Consider the following 13,470-nt stretch of genomic DNA (forward strand, 5'->3'; position numbering starts at 1 on the left):
ACATTTGTCGACACTGAACAGACCCCTTTTCCACACCTAGGAGCCACTCTCAGACTTCGAACAGGAAACCGCTTAAGAGTTTTGAGCATTTAGAAATAGACGCTCATTAATTTCTTCTGACGCAGCACAGGATCGATGGACATTGCGCCCGCTGTCTCCTAGTCCCGCGCAATCACCACAAAAAGCAACTCGGCCCGGATCACGGCATCGGAGAGGTCAACGTTGCACGCCTCGCTGATATGCGCGAGCCGGCTGCGCACGGTGTGACGATGCGCCCCCAGCGCCGCCGCGGTATCTCCGATATGCCCGCCGAGTCGTAGATACAGCTCGAGGGTGCGGGCATATTCCGTGCCGTCGCGTTCATCGGCGGCGGCGAGCACATCGAAGGTTTCCGCGCCGCGGGCCTGCAAGGCGCTGAGCACTTCGGGCCGATGTAGCCAGGAGGCTTTTACATTGAAGGGGCCCACATGCGCGCCGGTGGCTGTCGCCCGGGCGCGGCGCATCAGCTCAGCCACATGCTCGCGGCTGAGCTCATTCCACCGGATAGCCGCCCCCATGGCGATCGCTACCTCGCGCACCTCTGGACCGAAGTGCTCCACAATGTCGTGATCATCGCGGGAGCCGCGAAATAGGAAAAGCTGCATGTCGGTGTCCAGCGGCAGGCTAAAGAGCGCTCGGGAATGGGCCTGTAGCCGTGAGTCGAGCGTGGTACGCGCCGCCATCAGGGCTGCGGGATCATCCGCACGCACCACCACGGCGCGAACGCGCCCTTGGGAATCCACGGCATGGCGCATGGCATGAGCCACCGAGGAGCCCTCTTGGTCGATGCCGAGCAGCAGCGCCAGCGCCAGCGAGTTCATCTCCGAACGGGCGGCCCGCAGGAAGGTAGGACGCTGCAACAAGATGTCCGCCAGACCACTACAGTGCTGGAGCACACTGCGCTCCCGGGTGTGGAAGCTGCTGCGCCGCACTACCATCATCAGGTTCACGCGTTCTCCCTGTTCAGAAAGCCGCTGGGTAAGGTGCACCAGTTCTCCTGTCCGCCCGGCCCGCGAGTGGCGATGACCGGCCGCAATATCGGCCACCACAAGCTCCCCCGCGTCGATACCACCGAAGGGCACATTCACCAGCACTCGAGCGTCATTATCCGCAATCGCGATGGCCGCCTGCAGCGAGGCCGAGGCGCTGTGGAGCAGCCGGTGCACATCACCGCTGACGGCATCCTTATTGAGCTGCTGCTGCACACGCTGCTGCCAGCGCTCCCCCTGGGCGGCGCGGCGCGCCTGCTCCTTGTGCACTGCATGGATCACCGAGATAAAAGGGATGTGCGGGGGAACCTCAAAGACGGGGATGCGGTGCCGCTCCGCCGCAGCAAGCAGTGGCTGCGGCACCGTCTCAAAGGCATAGCCAGTGCCAAAGCCGATGGCCACCGCCCCAGCGTGGACGAGGGTATCCACATAGTCGCCCAGTGCTTCAGGAGTGTCCGTAAAGGACATACCGAGGGTGAGAATGATGGAGTTGGCGATGATGAAATCGGCGGGTTTCTTCAGCTCATTGGTTTGAATGTCTAAAAACTGGGTGCTCCACTCGTTGTGTGGGGTGAGTTCGAGGCTCTGTCGTTGCAGCAGCCAGTCAGTAGTCAACGGGGAGGTCGCGGTGCCGGACAGCGCCGGTTCTGCCGCACGCACAGGATTCGCCATGGCGTCCAATCTATATAAATTTTTTGGACTAGATGGCGATATTCCTCGAGCGGGCTCGGGGTGCATACTCAAGGCTACCGGCGTTGGCGCGATATAGGTCACAGTTACTAGTGGATTCGCGCCCACGCATCACGCTTTCAGAGTCCCCAACCACGCTCAAAGGAGTTGCCCATGCACGATTTCACCTATCGCCTCCCCCAGGAACGCGCCGTGCATACCAGCCTGCCGGGACCGCGCTCCGCTGCCTTGAGTGAGCGTCGCGAAGCTGCGGTGGCCCGCGCCCTGTGCCCGGGACTGCCCGGCTTCGTCGTAGACGCCGATGGCGGTGTGCTTGTCGACGCCGACGGCAATTCTTTTATCGACTTTGCCTCTGGCATCGCCGTCACCTCGGTGGGCGCCTCCAATAAGAAGGTGGCGGAGGCGGTGGCCGAGTCGGCCACCCACTTCACCCACACCAGCTTCATGGTCTCGCCCTACGAGTCCTATGTGGCCGTGTGCGAGAAGCTAGCCGAGCTCACTCCGGGCGATCACCACAAGAAGTCGGTGCTGCTCAACTCCGGCGCCGAGGCTGTGGAAAACGCGGTAAAGATCGCCCGAGCCCACACCCGCAAGAACGCCGTGGTTGTCTTCGATCACGGCTACCATGGCCGCACCAACCTCACCATGGCGATGACCGCCAAGAACAAGCCCTATAAAACGGGATTCGGCCCCTTCGCCGCCGAGGTGTACCGCGCCCCGATGTCCTATCCACTGCGCGATGGTCTCGATGGGGCTAGTGCCGCCGCCCGCGCCACCACCATGATGGAGCAGGAGATCGGCGTCGAGAATCTCGCCTGCGTGGTGATCGAACCGATCCAGGGCGAGGGAGGCTTCATCGAACCGGCTCGCGGCTTCTTGCCCGCCCTGCAGGCGTGGTGCCGGGACAACAATGTGGTCTTCGTGGCCGATGAGATCCAAGCCGGCTTCTGCCGCACGGGCCAGTGGTTCGCCTGCGAGGAGGAGCAGGTGGTGCCGGATCTCGTGGCCATGGCCAAGGGGATTGCCGGCGGTCTGCCGCTCTCGGCAGTCACCGGCCGCGCCGAGATGATGGACGCGCCCGTGGTGGGCGGGCTTGGCGGCACCTATGGCGGTAACCCCATCGCCTGCGACGCCGCGCTGGCCGCCATCGGCGAGATGGAGGAGCACGATCTAGCGGGGCGCGCCCGCGAGATGGAACGCATCATCCGCGAGGTCTTGGAGCCCCTCACCGAGCTCGACACTGTCGCTGAGGTCCGCGGCCGCGGCGCAATGATCGCCATCGAGCTGGCCACTAGTGACGGCGAGCCCCTTGGCGCCCTCACCAGTGAGGTGGCAGCTGCCTGCAAGGAACAGGGAATTCTCATTCTCTCCTGCGGCATCGATGGCAATGTCATTCGCCTGCTGCCCTCCCTCGTGATCAGCGAGGCGCTGCTCCGCGAAGGCCTAGACATTCTCGCCGCCGAGATTCGCGCCCGTTCCTAGCCCCCCTTCTATTGCCCTCCCCCACCAGCCCGACTCGCGGCTGGGCTGGTGGAACAAGAGGCTGGGCGCGTATCAGCGCCCCACATACACCGCACCAGAGGCCCCACACAGGCACCTAGTGCGGTTTCTCTTAGGCCCATATACCTTTTCGATCTTCTCAAGGAGTGATCTATGAGCACACAGACTCGCACCAGCGCGGACAGAGAACACCGCATCACCCCGCTGCAAGGAGTGGCGCTGATTTTCGGCACCAATATCGGTGCCGGCATCCTCTCCCTGCCCTATGCCGGCAAAAATGGTGGGTTCTTAGCGCTCGTGATCGCGCTGCTCATCGCCGGCACTCTCACCACGATCTCCATGCTCTATGTGGCCGAGGTGTCGCTGCGTACCCAGGAGCCGCTGCAGCTCTCCGGCCTCGCCGAGAAATACCTCGGCAATCTCGGCCGCTGGCTGGTGTTTAGCGCCATCCTTATCAACGGTATCGGCGCGCTCATCGCCTACGCCGCCGGCTCGGGCCGGCTCCTGCACAATCTCCTCGACATCTCCCCCACCCTCGGCACGCTGCTATTTTTCCTCCTGGGCTCGGTGGTGATGTGGAAGGGACTGCACGCCACCGGCATCGCCGAGGGCGCGATCACCACCGGCATGGCCGCCATCATCGCCATCCTCTGCGGCTGGACCTTCTTTGGCCCGGGCATTGATCTGGAGAATCTGTGGATTCTGCGCCCCTACTACATTGTGCCGATCATGAACTTGGCGGTGTTTACCTTCCTCGCCCAGTATGTGGTGCCCGAGCTGGCGCGCGGGCTCGCCGAGGATAACCCCTCCTCCATTCCGCACGCCATTGTTGCCGGCATGTGCATCACCGGTTTCACCCTCACGCTCGTGCCCTTCGCCGCGCTCGGGCTGCTCGGCGGCGATGTCACCGAGGTCGTCACCCTCGCGTGGGGCGAGAAGCTTGGCGACGTCGCCTACCTGCTGGCCAATGTCTTTGCCCTGCTGGCCATGCTGACCTCCTTTTTGGCCATCGGCTTCACCACAATGCGCAATGTGTTAAACATCGCCCACTGGCCGGAATATGGCTGGCAGCGCGTCGCCGCCGTCGGCATCACCGTGCTCCCGCCGCTGCTCATCTCTCTGGCGGGCTTCGGCGGCTTCGTCAGTGCGCTCAGCTATGCCGGCGGCTTTGCCGGGGCAATCATGTCTATCGTGCCAGTGCTCTTACTCAATACCGCCCGCGCCCACGGCGACAAGCCCGCCGCATGGCAGACCACCTGGCAGGCGCATCCGCTGATCCAAGGCACCATCGTTGTGGTCTACATGGCCGCCTTCCTCTTCAGCATCGCGCTGCTGCTGCACCTCGTTCCGGAGGCCTGGCAATAGGCCACATCACCGCTACGCCCTCCCCACCCCACGCGATAGGGGGCTGGGGAGGGCGGCGTCGATAAGCGTGCAAGCCCCTTTAGTAGGGATCGAGGTCGAGGACATCATCGACGGTAACCATCTCATCACTCGGCAGACCTCGCTTCAGCCCCTCGCTGCGGAAGAAGGTGGGATTGCGCCACCACGTCAGCGCCATAACCAGCACACCCAGCACCAAAATGGTTATTCCGAGCACGAACACCAAGCCCATGCCGAAGATCTCGGAGCCCGAGCCATAGGCGGGATCCATGGCGTCGTGGGAGGTCTGGAAGAAGAAAATGAGCAGCAACGCCCCGCCGATGAAGGGCGCCAAAAACTGGGTGAGCACCGTGGACCAGCTCTTCAAGGACTGGTGGCGGAAGTACCACACGCAGGCGAAGGCCGTCACTCCGTAGTAGAAGCAGACCATCATGCCCAGCGCCGTGATGGTATCCCACAGCACGGCCTCGCTGATGACACGCATGATCGCATAGAAACCAAAGGAGACCATCGCGGCCACGATCGTGGCGAAACCCGGGGACTGGTACTTGGGTGTCACCTGCGCGAAACGCTGCGGCAGCGCCCCATAAAATCCCATGGCCAGCATCGTGCGGGCGGGGCCAATGAAGGTAGATTGCAGCGAGGCCGCCGAGGACCCGAGCACCGCGATAGACATGAGGATCGCCACCGGCCCCATCACCGGACCAGCCAATTCGGCAAAAATATTCTCCTGAATCGTCTCATTGCCCAAACCGAACTCGCCGCTGCCCGGACCGGAATAGCGCAGCGTGGAAATTGCAATGATTTGGTAGAGCACGACGATCACCAGGATGGTGGCGGTGGCTGCCTTGCCCGGGGTGGAATTGGATCCCTGGGTCTCCTCACTCATGGTGAGCACCACGTCCCAGCCCCAGTAGATAAACACCGATAGCGCAATACCGGCGGCGAAGGCCGAGAAGGAGCTCACCCCGAAGGGATTGAGCCACTCCCAACTGAAGGGGGTGCTATCGAAAGCGCTGCCATTTTCTGCCTTGAATAACGCCATCCCAGAAAAGAGCAGCAGCACCCCGATCTGCACGGCCACCAGCACATACTGGATGGTCTTGGTGGTATCGAGACCGCGATAGGAGATGGCAGAAGCGATAACGATAAACACCAAACAGGTGAGAATATTGACCAGCACATTATCTTTTAGCGCCGCCAATTCGGGGCGGAGAAATACCTGCGATAGCAGCAGGTAGAAGAAGTCCACCGCAATACCCGCGAGGTTGGACAGCACCAAGATGGTGGCGGCCAATAATCCCCAACCACCCAGCCAGCCGATGACCGGGCCGAAGGCGCGGGTGGCCCAGGTGAACGTCGTTCCCGAGTCCGGCATCGATTCATTGAGCTGGCGATAGCCGATGGCCACCAAAAGCATGGGCACAAACCCCACCAAGAGCACAGCCGGCATGTGTTCGCCGACCTCACTGGCGGTGGGGCCCAACGCACCCGAGAGGGTATAAGCCGGGGCAATACAGGAGATACCAATCACCGCAGCGCCGACGATGCCGACGGTGCCGGAGCTCAGCCCCTTGGATACGGACAAAGAGGGGGTCTCGCTCATGATGTCCTCCCCTCCTCCACCGCAAAGCGCACGCAATGGCCGCGAGGCACAATGACCATCGGCACCGTCAGGTGCTTGAGGATGCGCATGGTGATGGAGCCGGCGAAGACGGAGCGGGATTGCTCCACTCGCGAGGAGCCCACACACAGTAGATCCCCCTCGCGCCACTCCACGGTGTTCACCGCGCTGGTGATCTCGCTGCTCTTGCCCATCTCGATCGCTACCGGCACCGCGCGAGTGGCGATGCCGAGGGTCACCCGCGCATCATCGAGTACCCGTTGGGCGTTCTCCTGGGCGAAGGACTCTCGGGCCTCATCGTGATTGACCCCCAGCAGCGCCAGTAGTCGCAGCGGCACCTCTGCCCGGCGCGCCGTGAGCAGCCCTGTTTCGACGAGACTGCCCGACCCGGGGCGGGTACCCACCGCACAGGTAATGCGGCGGAGCGGGTGGCGGCGATAGCCCCGCGGCGCCAAGGCCACCGGCACCGGCGAACCGAAGAGCAAGTCCGTGGCCACGGTTCCCAACTTGTGCCGCTTCAGCGGGCTGGAGGACGCCCCGCCCACGCACAGCAGATCCGCCTCGAGTTCCTCGGCGGCACGGCTGAGACCTTCGGCAGTCGTGGCCCCCGAGTAGATACGGGCGCAGATGCGCACGTCCTCGGGCACGAGGGAGAGCGCTTCTTTCAGCCAGCGGAACCCTTGGTTGAGCAGAATGTCGTGAGCATCGCCGGTGGGCGGGTATTCGTGGCTAAACACATCGTGGCGGCGCAAGACGAGCACGATGGTGAGCTCGGCATCGAGGGACTGGGCCACATCAATGCCCAAGTTCAGGGCGTCGAGCCCTTGCGGGGTGGCTTCATAGCCGACTACACATCGCATGATCACTCCTCGAGCAGATCGTGAAGGGTGGCCGCAACCTTATGCCCCATGCGGATCGCGCCATCAACGTGCTGGTAGCCCGCGCCGGCAATATCCGAGCAGGCGAAGTACATGCGCCCGACTGGTTCCTCGTTGTACTTCCCCCAGCGAAAGAGCCCGCCCATATCGTAGGAGCAGGCATAGGCGCCGCGGGTCCATTCCTCGGCGCCCCAATCGGAGAGGTAGAAGGACTCAGGCTCGCGGGCCTCCTCGCCGAGCATCACGGCCATGGCGTCGAGGATGGTGCGCTTACGCTCCTCCTCGGGCAGCGCGAACATCTCCTCCGCGCGGGTATCGATGATGAAGCCCACGAGGGTGCCGCGGGAATCGCCGTAATTGGTGTTGTCGTAGATCTCCTGCACCAGGTGCTCCGAGGAGAAACAGGTACCCGATAGCCCCTTGTCGCGCCAGAAGGGAGTGGCGTAGGTGGCGTGCACCTTAATCACCAGACCCATGGACTGGTGCTGGTGCATGATGTGCTGGGTGCGGGGCATCTCCGGCACATAGGAGATGCGATTGTAAAGATTCGGCGGGATCGCAAGAATGGCATAGGCAGCCTCCACCACGGTGTCGTTATCGCCGTAGACCACCACGCCCTCATCACTGCGCTCGATGGTGCGCACCGGGGTGCCGAGCAGGATATTTTCCGAGCCAATCCGCTCGGCGAGGGTGAGAGACACCTTCTGCATACCGCCCACCACGCGGGCATCGAGGATGAAGTCCTCATCCACCAAATTGCTGAATGATCCCGCCGAGGCGGCCATGTGCAGCGCCTGCAGCGCGGAGAAGGTGTGGGCCGGTTTGGTGAGCATGCCGCCGGCAATGAAGAGGCCGATGTTCTTGCGCGCCTCCTCATCATCGGACTGCTGCTCCAGCCAGTGCTGGAAGGTCACATTGTCCCATTCCTCGGCGCGCGGATGCTCCCACGGCCGGGCCGGATCCATGTCGGAGACATGCTCATCCATCAGCGCGATAAGGCGGAGGATCTCGCGCTGCGTGGATTCGGCGCACGGGAATATTTCGCCGGTATAGCGCTTCACCTCGCCATCGGGACCGAGGTAGATGGACTCGCCCTCGCGGTAGCGTTGAAACGTCTCCAAGCCGAGTTCATCGAGGGTGGCGAGCAGCTCGGTTTGATCCGGCGACACCCACTGGCCGCCGATCTCGAACCAGCCACCATCCATGACATCAGAGCGGGTGCGCCCGCCCACTCGGTCGCGGGCCTCGAGAACGGCCACGCTGTGGCCGGCCTCGGTGAGACGATGCGCGGCGGACAGGCCGGCGGGACCGGCGCCAATGATCGCAACATCGACAGTGCGGTGCTCAGACATGATAAAACTCCTTCGATAATGCAGGGGGGACGTGACAACGCCCGTAGTAATAAGGGCCGTGGATACAGCCCGTGGATGCGGCCTCACTCGCCGCGGGGATGAGCCGCTAGTGGGCGCTCATGACGTGCTTGATACGGGTGTATTCCTCCAAGCCGTAGAGGGAGAGGTCCTTGCCATAGCCGGAGTCCTTGAAGCCGCCATGGGGCATTTCTGCCACCAGCGGGATATGGCAGTTGATCCAGACACATCCGAAGTCCAGCTCCCGGCTGGCGCGATCCGAGACCCGCACATCGCTCGTCCAGATGCTGGAGGCCAGACCATAGGAGACGTCATTGGCCAAGGTGAGCGCCTCATCGATATCGGCGAAGGGCTGCACCGTGAGAATCGGCCCGAAGCTCTCCTCCTGGATAGCTCGATCCGATTGCCGCAGCCCCGTAATCACGGTGGGGGCCAGATAGAACCCCGCGCTGCCCACGCGCTCCCCGCCGGTGGCGATGTGGGCGTGCTCGGGAAGGTCGTTGAGCACACCCAGTACTTTCTCGAAATGGCGGGGATTGTTGAGCGCGCCATAGAAGGCCTCGGTGTCCTCCGGTGCGCCCGGCCGCAACTTCTCGGCCTGCTCCACCAGCAAGGACGTGAATTCTTCCTCCACACTCGCCTCCACCAGCACCCGGGTGGCGGCAGTGCAATCCTGGCCGCCGTTGAAGAAGCCAGCCTGCGCGATGCCTTCGGCAGCAGCGGCGAGATCGGCATCAGCACAGACGATCACGGGGGCCTTGCCGCCCAGCTCGAGGTGCGAGCGCTTGAGGTTCTCACCGGCGCTGCGCCCCACGGCGCGCCCGGCCGGAACCGAGCCGGTAATCGCACACATCCGCACCGTCGGGTGCGCCACCAAAGCCGCGCCGGTGGAGGCATCGCCGAGAACGATATTGACGACACCATCCGGCAGAATATCTGCCAGGAGCTTAGCGAGGGCCAGAGTGGAGGAGGGCGTCGTATCGCTCGGCTTAAATACCACCGTATTGCCGGCAGCGATGGCGGGAATGATCTTCCACAGTCCCATCATGAGCGGGTAGTTCCATGGCGCTACCTGCGCCACCACGCCCAGCGGCTCGCGGCGGATCGAGGAGGTGTGTCCCTCCATGTACTCGCTTTGCGCCACCCCCGACAGCGTCCGGGCGGCGCCGGCGAAAAAGCGGACCTGGTCGGCGCCGACCTGGCACTCTTCGGCCTCGATCATGTGAATGAGCTGGCCGGTTTCGCGGGATTGCACCTCGGCCAAGTGGCGAGAGTTCTCCTCGATAGCGTCGGCGATCTGCAGCAGGTAGCGTTGCCGCTCGCTGGGGGTGGTGCGGCTCCACTGGCTAAAGGCCGCGTCGGCCGCGGCGACCGCAGCATCAATATCCTGCTGGCCTGAGATCGGGGACTGTCCGAGCACCTCCTCCGTCACGGGACTGATGAGGTCGAAAGCCTCGGAGGTCTCCGCTGGCACGAAACGATTATTGATAAAGTTCTCTAGCATTGCGCCTCCTAGCACGTAGGGCCCACCATGCTGCGGGCTGTGCTGTTCAGTATGGGGAGGCGGTACACCACACACACATCGCCCACGTGGCAATAATCACTTTTCAGATTCACCCACGGGGCGAGTGCATTGTGTGCTTAGGTTACGCTAATCGCGCGCGGCACGGAGGAGGTGTGCGGCACGTGGGGAGCTGGGGAGGTTCGGTGCAGCGTCCGGGGAGGCGGCGTCGATAAGCGCAAAAAACCGGCCACCACCTCATGGGCGGGGCCGGTTTTTCTTATGCCGCTACAGGTTTAGCGGGCCTTCTCGACGATCTCGACGAGACGGTAGTGCTTGTCCTTGGACAGCGGGCGGCATTCTTCGATGCGGACGCGGTCGCCGATACCGGCGGTTTCGTTCTCATCGTGTGCTTTCACCTTGGAGTTGGTGCGGATGGTCTTGCCGTAGAGGGCGTGCTGCTTGCGGTCCTCGAGCTCCACCACGATGGTCTTCTGCATCTTGTCAGAAACCACGTAGCCGAGACGGACCTTCTGAGCGCCCTTTTCCTTCTTGTTCACGTTTGCCTCACTCATTGTTAAGCCTCAGCTCCCGGAACCACGGACAGGCCCAGCTCACGCTCGCGGATAACCGTGTAAATGCGGGCGATGTCGCGCTTGACCGTGCGCAGGCGGCGGTTGTTGGTCAGCTGACCGGTAGCCAACTGGAAGCGCAGGTTGAACAGCTCTTCCTTGGCCTCGTTCAGCTTGGTGGTCAGTTCTTCTGCGGAAAGCTCACGCAATTCGTGTGCAGGGGTACCGGTAGCCATTAGAACTGGTCCTCCTTCCTAACGATGCGGAACTTCATGGGCAGTTTTTGACCAGCGCGACGCAGTGCCTCCAAGGCAACTGCCTCGTTCGGGTAGCTCATCTCGAAGAGGATGCGACCCGGCTTCACGTTGGCGACCCACTTCTCCACGGGGCCCTTACCGGAACCCATACGCACGCCGAGCGGCTTCTGGGTCAGGGGACGATCCGGGAAGATGTTGATCCACACCTTGCCACCACGCTTGACGTGGCGGTTGATGGCAATACGTGCGGCCTCAATCTGACGGTTGGTGACGTAGGCCGGCTCGAGAGCCTGGATTCCGTAGTCACCGAAGGTTACGCGAGTGCCGCCCTTGGCCATACCGCGACGGTGCGGGCGGTGCTGGCGACGGTACTTCACGCGCTTGGGAATAAGCATGAGGTTTAGCCCTCCTTCTTCTCTGCGCGCTGACGGCGCTGGCCACCGCGGCGCGGACGCTCGCGACGGTCGCCGCGGCCGCGACGGGCCTGCGGTGCGTTGAGCTCGGACTCGCGCTTGCCACCGACGACGTCACCCTTGTAGATCCACACCTTCACGCCGATGCGGCCGAAGGTGGTGTGGGCCTCGTAGGTGCCGTAGTCGATCTCGGCGCGCAGGGTGTGCAGCGGAACGCGACCCTCGTGGTAGCGCTCGGTGCGGGACATCTCGGCACCGCCGAGACGACCGGCGCACTGCACCTTGATGCCCTTGACGTGCGGCTGGCGCATCGCGGACTGGATGGCCTTGCGCATAGCACGACGGAAAGCAACGCGGTTAGCGAGCTGCTCGGCGATGGACTGAGCCACCAGCTGAGCGTTAGCGTCGATGTTCTTGACCTCGAGGATGTTGAGGGCGACCTGCTTGCCGGTCAGCTTCTCCAGCTGGCCGCGGATGCGGTCGGCCTCGGAACCACGACGGCCGATCACGATGCCCGGGCGGGCGGTGTGAATGTCGACGCGGACGCGATCGCGGGTGCGCTCGATGACAACATCGGCGATACCAGCGCGGTCAAGACCCTTGGAGAGGAACTCGCGGATCTTGATGTCCTCAGCGAGGTAGTCTGCATAGTTCTTGTCGGCGTACCAGTGGGACTTCCAGTCAGAAGTGATACCCAGCCGGAGGCCGTGGGGATGGATTTTCTGGCCCATGCTTAGGCACCTTCCTTCTGGCTCTCGACAACCACGGTGATGTGGCTGGTGCGCTTGCGAACTTGGAAAGCACGACCCTGGGCGCGCGGACGGATCCGGCGCATGGTCGGGCCTTCGTCTGCCCATGCCTGGGAGATAACCAGGGTCTTCGGGTCCAGACCGAAGTTGTTTTCTGCGTTAGCCGCAGCGGAAGCAACGACCTTCGCGACCGGATCGGAAGCGCCCTGGGGGGCGTACTTCAGGATCGCGAGTGCTTCGGACACGGACTTGCCGCGGACCAGGTCCACGACACGACGTGCCTTCATCGGGGAGACCCGGACGAAGCGCGCGGTAGCGCGGGCGGTAGTGATTTGGTCACTCATCGCTTACCTACGTCCCTTCTTGTCATCCTTGACGTGACCCTTGAAGGTCTTGGTCGGTGCGAACTCGCCTAGCTTGTGGCCCACCATGGAATCATCCACGAACACCGGCACGTGCTTGCGACCGTCATGGACGGCGAAGGTGTGACCGATGAAATCGGGAAGAATGGTGGAACGACGAGACCAGGTCTTGATTACCTTCTTGGTACCGTTTTCGTTCTGAACATCCACCTTGTTGAGGAGGTGCTCATCGACGAACGGGCCCTTCTTGAGGCTACGTGGCATCTAAATTCCCTCCTCTTAACGCTTCTTGTTGGAACGACGACGGCGAACGATCATGTCGTTGCTGTAACGGTTCGGCTTGCGGGTACGAACTTCTTTCTTACCCCAAGGCGACACAGGGTGGCGACCACCAGAGGTGCGGCCTTCACCACCACCGTGCGGGTGGTCAACCGGGTTCATCACGACACCGCGGACGGTAGGACGTACGCCCTTCCAGCGCATACGGCCAGCCTTGCCCCAGCGAATGTTGATCTGATCCTGGTTTCCGACCTCGCCGATGGTGGCGCGGCAGCGCACATCCACGCGGCGGATCTCGGAGGAGGGCATACGCAGCACAGCGTACTTTCCTTCCTTACCGAGCAGCTGGATCGAGGCACCAGCGGAACGAGCCAGCTTGGCACCAGCACCCGGCTTCAGTTCCACGCAGTGAATGGTGGTACCGGTCGGGATGTTGCGCAACGGCAGGTTGTTGCCGGGCTTGATATCAGCATTGGGGCCGGATTCAACGATCGCGTGCTGCTTCAGGTTCTTCGGCGCCACGATGTAGCGCTTCTCGCCATCGGCATAGTGAAGCAGAGCGATGTTGGCGGTACGGTTCGGGTCGTACTCGATGTGAGCGACCTTGGCCGGAATACCGTCCTTGTCGTTACGGCGGAAATCAATCACGCGGTAACGACGCTTGTGTCCGCCGCCCTTGTGGCGAACGGTGATGTGACCGTGTACGTTACGGCCACCGGTCTTGCTCAGCGGGCGCAGCAGAGACTTCTCCGGGGTGGAACGAGTGATTTCCTCGAACTGGGAGACAGAGCTCTGACGGCGACCCGGCGTAGTCGGCTTGTACTTACGAATAGCCATACTTTCTCAGTCCTTAATGTCTCGACT

The 13,470-nt window shown here is 62.7% G+C and carries 14 protein-coding genes; 2 read left to right on the plus strand and 12 right to left on the minus strand.

Going from position 1 to position 13,470, the window contains the following annotated elements; genetic code table 11:
- Positions 1-158: 158 nt before the first annotated feature.
- Positions 159-1,700 (minus strand): PucR family transcriptional regulator, encoded by a 1,542-nt coding sequence (locus tag GBB18_RS02940; protein ID WP_192795900.1) that lies wholly within the window; start codon positions 1,698-1,700, stop codon positions 159-161.
- A gap of 171 nt (positions 1,701-1,871) precedes the next feature.
- On the opposite strand from GBB18_RS02940, the gene gabT reads away from it, so the two are divergent.
- Positions 1,872-3,200 (plus strand): 4-aminobutyrate--2-oxoglutarate transaminase, encoded by a 1,329-nt coding sequence (gabT, locus tag GBB18_RS02945; protein WP_151640712.1) that lies wholly within the window; start codon positions 1,872-1,874, stop codon positions 3,198-3,200.
- A gap of 171 nt (positions 3,201-3,371) precedes the next feature.
- Entirely contained in the window at positions 3,372-4,583 is a 1,212-nt protein-coding gene (locus GBB18_RS02950) for an amino acid permease (RefSeq protein WP_151640713.1), read from the plus strand.
- A 79-nt stretch (positions 4,584-4,662) separates the two neighbouring features.
- Here GBB18_RS02950 and GBB18_RS02955 read toward each other — a convergent pair whose 3' ends face one another.
- The 11 genes from GBB18_RS02955 to rplB all read right to left on the minus strand — a co-directional run bounded on the left by GBB18_RS02955 (position 4,663) and on the right by rplB (position 13,443).
- Complete coding sequence (locus GBB18_RS02955; protein WP_151640714.1) at positions 4,663-6,207, minus strand: APC family permease; 1,545 nt, start codon at positions 6,205-6,207, stop codon at positions 4,663-4,665.
- Entirely contained in the window at positions 6,204-7,085 is an 882-nt protein-coding gene (locus GBB18_RS02960) for a universal stress protein (protein ID WP_151549468.1), read from the minus strand. The genes GBB18_RS02955 and GBB18_RS02960 overlap by 4 nt, the downstream gene beginning before the upstream one ends.
- Before the next feature lie 2 nt (positions 7,086-7,087).
- Positions 7,088-8,455, minus strand: coding sequence for an NAD(P)/FAD-dependent oxidoreductase (locus tag GBB18_RS02965; protein ID WP_151640715.1), 1,368 nt, complete (start codon positions 8,453-8,455; stop codon positions 7,088-7,090).
- Between the two features lie 106 nt (positions 8,456-8,561).
- Positions 8,562-9,977 carry an aminobutyraldehyde dehydrogenase gene (locus GBB18_RS02970; RefSeq protein WP_151549466.1) on the minus strand — a complete coding sequence of 472 codons (1,416 nt, stop codon included), beginning with the start codon at positions 9,975-9,977 and terminating at the stop codon, positions 8,562-8,564.
- Between the two features lie 293 nt (positions 9,978-10,270).
- A complete protein-coding gene (gene rpsQ, locus GBB18_RS02975; RefSeq protein ID WP_151528958.1) occupies positions 10,271-10,549 on the minus strand; it encodes a 30S ribosomal protein S17 in 279 nt (92 codons plus the stop codon).
- A gap of 2 nt (positions 10,550-10,551) precedes the next feature.
- Complete coding sequence (gene rpmC / locus GBB18_RS02980; RefSeq protein WP_018018666.1) at positions 10,552-10,782, minus strand: 50S ribosomal protein L29; 231 nt, start codon at positions 10,780-10,782, stop codon at positions 10,552-10,554.
- The gene (gene rplP / locus GBB18_RS02985) at positions 10,782-11,198 is read right to left on the minus strand and encodes a 50S ribosomal protein L16 (protein WP_018018665.1); all 417 of its coding nucleotides are present in this window, start codon (positions 11,196-11,198) and stop codon (positions 10,782-10,784) included. Before rplP ends, rpmC begins: the two co-directional genes overlap by 1 nt.
- 5 nt (positions 11,199-11,203) lie before the next feature.
- Positions 11,204-11,947 carry a 30S ribosomal protein S3 gene (gene rpsC / locus GBB18_RS02990; RefSeq protein ID WP_018018664.1) on the minus strand — a complete coding sequence of 248 codons (744 nt, stop codon included), beginning with the start codon at positions 11,945-11,947 and terminating at the stop codon, positions 11,204-11,206.
- 2 nt (positions 11,948-11,949) lie between these two features.
- Positions 11,950-12,309, minus strand: coding sequence for a 50S ribosomal protein L22 (gene rplV, locus GBB18_RS02995; protein ID WP_151528959.1), 360 nt, complete (start codon positions 12,307-12,309; stop codon positions 11,950-11,952).
- 3 nt (positions 12,310-12,312) lie between these two features.
- On the minus strand, positions 12,313-12,591 hold the full coding sequence (gene rpsS / locus GBB18_RS03000) for a 30S ribosomal protein S19 (protein WP_018018662.1): 279 nt from the start codon (positions 12,589-12,591) through the stop codon (positions 12,313-12,315).
- A gap of 15 nt (positions 12,592-12,606) precedes the next feature.
- A complete protein-coding gene (gene rplB, locus GBB18_RS03005) occupies positions 12,607-13,443 on the minus strand; it encodes a 50S ribosomal protein L2 (protein WP_018018661.1) in 837 nt (278 codons plus the stop codon).
- Positions 13,444-13,470 lie beyond the last annotated feature (27 nt).

Origin of the sequence: Corynebacterium sp. 11A (assembly GCF_008930935.1) — a bacterium.
In the GTDB taxonomy this organism is placed as follows: domain Bacteria; phylum Actinomycetota; class Actinomycetes; order Mycobacteriales; family Mycobacteriaceae; genus Corynebacterium; species Corynebacterium megadyptis.

Bases quoted from the DNA above. Each gene is read 5' to 3' on its own strand.
- GBB18_RS02965 (WP_151640715.1), bottom strand. From the start codon at position 8,455: ATGTCTGAGCACCGCACTGTCGATGTTGCGATCATTGGCGCCGGTCCC.
- GBB18_RS02960 (WP_151549468.1), bottom strand. From the start codon at position 7,085: ATGCGATGTGTAGTCGGCTATGAAGCCACCCCGCAAGGGCTCGACGCC.
- gabT (WP_151640712.1), top strand. From the start codon at position 1,872: ATGCACGATTTCACCTATCGCCTCCCCCAGGAACGCGCCGTGCATACC.
- GBB18_RS02955 (WP_151640714.1), bottom strand. From the start codon at position 6,207: ATGAGCGAGACCCCCTCTTTGTCCGTATCCAAGGGGCTGAGCTCCGGC.
- rpmC (WP_018018666.1), bottom strand. From the start codon at position 10,782: ATGGCTACCGGTACCCCTGCACACGAATTGCGTGAGCTTTCCGCAGAA.
- rplB (WP_018018661.1), bottom strand. From the start codon at position 13,443: ATGGCTATTCGTAAGTACAAGCCGACTACGCCGGGTCGCCGTCAGAGC.
- rpsS (WP_018018662.1), bottom strand. From the start codon at position 12,591: ATGCCACGTAGCCTCAAGAAGGGCCCGTTCGTCGATGAGCACCTCCTC.
- GBB18_RS02970 (WP_151549466.1), bottom strand. From the start codon at position 9,977: ATGCTAGAGAACTTTATCAATAATCGTTTCGTGCCAGCGGAGACCTCC.
- rpsQ (WP_151528958.1), bottom strand. From the start codon at position 10,549: ATGAGTGAGGCAAACGTGAACAAGAAGGAAAAGGGCGCTCAGAAGGTC.
- rplV (WP_151528959.1), bottom strand. From the start codon at position 12,309: ATGAGTGACCAAATCACTACCGCCCGCGCTACCGCGCGCTTCGTCCGG.
- rpsC (WP_018018664.1), bottom strand. From the start codon at position 11,947: ATGGGCCAGAAAATCCATCCCCACGGCCTCCGGCTGGGTATCACTTCT.
- rplP (WP_018018665.1), bottom strand. From the start codon at position 11,198: ATGCTTATTCCCAAGCGCGTGAAGTACCGTCGCCAGCACCGCCCGCAC.
- GBB18_RS02940 (WP_192795900.1), bottom strand. From the start codon at position 1,700: ATGGCGAATCCTGTGCGTGCGGCAGAACCGGCGCTGTCCGGCACCGCG.
- GBB18_RS02950 (WP_151640713.1), top strand. From the start codon at position 3,372: ATGAGCACACAGACTCGCACCAGCGCGGACAGAGAACACCGCATCACC.